The sequence below is a fragment of the Sphingobacterium sp. UBA6645 genome (genome assembly GCF_002455685.1).
Taxonomy (GTDB): Bacteria; Bacteroidota; Bacteroidia; order Sphingobacteriales; family Sphingobacteriaceae; genus Sphingobacterium; species Sphingobacterium hotanense.
The window spans coordinates 1-3,116 of sequence record NZ_DKLH01000031.1 but is presented as its reverse complement, the minus strand read 5'-3'; the positions used below and the strand labels follow the sequence as shown (position 1 = coordinate 3,116).

At 41.1% G+C, this 3,116-nt stretch carries 1 protein-coding gene; it reads right to left on the bottom strand.

Going from position 1 to position 3,116, the window contains the following annotated elements:
- Nucleotides 1-402: 402 nt before the first annotated feature.
- Entirely contained in the window at nt 403-2,820 is a 2,418-nt protein-coding gene (locus B2400_RS05310; RefSeq protein ID WP_293931624.1) for a TonB-dependent siderophore receptor, read from the bottom strand.
- Nucleotides 2,821-3,116: the final 296 nt, after the last annotated feature.

Here is a 3,116-nt window from a genome sequence, read left to right as displayed (position 1 = left end):
TAGAGGAAATACTAAATACTACTTCTGAACCAAGGATACAAGGATGGACAGGATCTGTACATACCTGCTGTTACTGAATAGCATATGACACCCCTTTCTTACCCATATCATAGCCAATTCGGAGCGGTTATGATTGGGGTTTGAATTGGGTTTGAGATGGGAGTAAGTAAACCAGTTTACGACTAGGTCAAGACAAAAAGTACCGAAAAGTATCGTAGTGAATATTTAACCTTTAAACCCGAACCTACCAATCCTTTTATCCTTCCTTTCCTGGTATTCAAGACAAACTTTCCCTTCTTCAAATCAAAACATCCTTCCTTCAAAAACATAAAAGCAAAAAAAACGCCCAGAAAAACAGGGCGCCATACTCTTATATCTAAAATCTTATATCTAATCTAAAATCTAAAATCTATAGCTCAACGTCGTAGTAAAACTTCTTGGCGGAATAGGATTCACGCTATAGTTTTCGTGTACATAGTAGTTAAACTCATTGCTGATATTGCTGATCTTTCCGAGAATACTCCAATTTCTGTAGGTATATCCTGCGGAGAAATCAAATGTTGTAAATGGATCGATTGGAATTACACGATCTTCACCTTTGCTTTCATTGATTTTAGTATTGTTCCAGCCGGCGTTACGCTTTCCGGTGTAGTAGGTTGAAAAACCTAACTTCAGGCCTTTTGCACCTCCGTTTTGGATCGTATAGAATAACGATGCATTTCCTGTATGGGCTGTAGTTCCTACCAAACGAACGCCTTCTACGCTGCCATTATCATTGGTTTCCAGATAGCGCATAAAGTTATAAGCATATCCACCCATGACCTCTAGGCCGTCGATAATCGTACCGGTGATATCTAGGTCTAGGCCGTCAGAAGCGGTTTTTCCTGTAAATTCCTTCATGTTTGCATCCGGAACATTTCCGCTCTCATCCATGATGGCTTGCGCAAAACGATCGTTGATAATACGGTACCACGTTAGATTTGCAGTCAAGCGGCCCGCGAATAGTTCATTTTTCACCCCAGCTTCATAATGGTCGATAATGGAAGGGCCCATTGGTCTGAATTCGCTATCATAACCCGAATTCGAAGTGAAGTTATTGGCGTAACTCACAAAGAAGGAAGTCGATTTTATCGGTTGATAGATCAAAGCGAATTTCGGTGACCACACGCTTTCCTTTTTGTCTCCTAACAGCTGACCGTCCTTAGTTTTGTTCTCAACGACATAGGATGAATCTTTAGCATAGTCATAACCCTCCGATTGTTTATTCTTTTGTTCCGTATAGCGAATACCTACTAACACTTTGAATTTATCTGTCAGGCTTACTAAGTCCTGAGCAAATACGCCGTAGCGATAGACATTGGTTGCCGTTCTTGTTTTCAGATCAGTCTCCGGTATATCCGTTCTTGATTTATAGGAATCCTTTTCAAAAACGTTGATTTCATCATATGCTGTGGATGGTTTCGAAGGATCGGCACCTGCATAGATATTGAATGCATAGTTTTTTGCGTTCGACTGATCGAAATCTGCGCCAACCAACACCTGATGTTTGATCGTACCGGTATATACTGTACCTGTTAGGTTAGCTTGTTGGTTGAAAGTTAACTCCTCCGACTCGGTTCTGTTCAATGCACGTGAAATTGTACCATCAGCCTTAGCTTGGATTCGTTCCGCGCCGAAGTAGTTTCTGTTGTATTGTTGGTAGCTAGCGTTCAAGTCGAGTTTCCAATTGCTGGAGAAGTCATGCGAAAAAGCCAACTGACCGTTGCTGGAATTCGTCTTATTGTATGCCCATTCCGTATTTAGGAAAGTGCTTCTTCCAACACGATGATCGATCTTCCCGTCGATTGAACCAATTCCGAAGTCCGGCGTGAAATCACTTTTTAAGTAATCGAACATCGCATTTAATGTTGATTTCTCTGAAATTTTATACAATAAGGACGGGTTTACATAAAAACGTTTGCTCTCTACATTATCTCTATAGCTCTCCGCGTATTCGCCGGTCCCCACTATTCGGAATGCTAATCGGTTACTTATCGGACCATACACATCAACGATAGGCTTGTATTGATTGAAGCTGCCGACACGCATAGATACCTCTCCGCCGTGCTCAAACTTTGGCTTCTTGGTTACCAAATTGACGACAGCACCTCCCGATACACCACCATATAATAAAGCAGCAGATCCCTTCAGGATCTCCACGGATTCTAACGTACTTGCTTCGATAGATCCCCCATTATTGGTTCGTGCGCCATTCTTAAAGATATTATTCGATCCCAAGCTATAACCGCGAGCATAGAAATTTTCATTCACCCCTCCACGGTTAGCTCCCAAAGCAACACCATTCGCATTTTTCAAAACGTCACTCAAGCGGTTCACCTGCTGATCGCGGATAACTTGTGAATTGATAATCTGTACCGATTGAGGCAGATCGCGCACTAATATGCCCCCCTTGCCGACCGCCAGTTTCTTGTCGTTCACCGTATGATACCCTACAACATCAACACTATCAATACTGTTATGATTATCATTCAATACTAATTCAGCAATTCTTGTTTCCAGTCCTTCCGGCTGCACCTGTATATTACGAGATTCATAGCCCACCGCACTCGCAACAAGAACAAACTCGCCCGGATGTCCGATGTATAATTCAAAATGACCACTACCGTTCGTTTTGGCAGCATAACCATTCGATGAAATATTAACTTCAGATAAGCCCTTACCCTTCGGATTAACGACCTTTCCTTTAACTGTCGTCTGCGCCATCACAGTAGTTCCAGCGGATAGCATGAATAGTAAGGTTAATATTTTAGTAATTCTCATGTTTATTTGTACTAAATCTAAATAAAGTACAAATGTAATCCCTCGATATTTCAGAAAAAATAAACATTCCGCTAAAAACTTTAATAATCGGAAAAAGTGAGTAGTAGTTAGTAGTTAGTATTTAGACCTATGGCTGTTATAGATTTTAGATATTAAAGCATTGGCGATTGAGTAAAGTTTTTGTCTTGAACCTTTGGTCTTGAAAGGAAGGATTAAAGGATTGTCAGGACTTTTTGTCTTATACCTTTGGCCTTGACAGGAAGGTCGTCTTGAACCAGGAAAGGAAGGATTAAAAG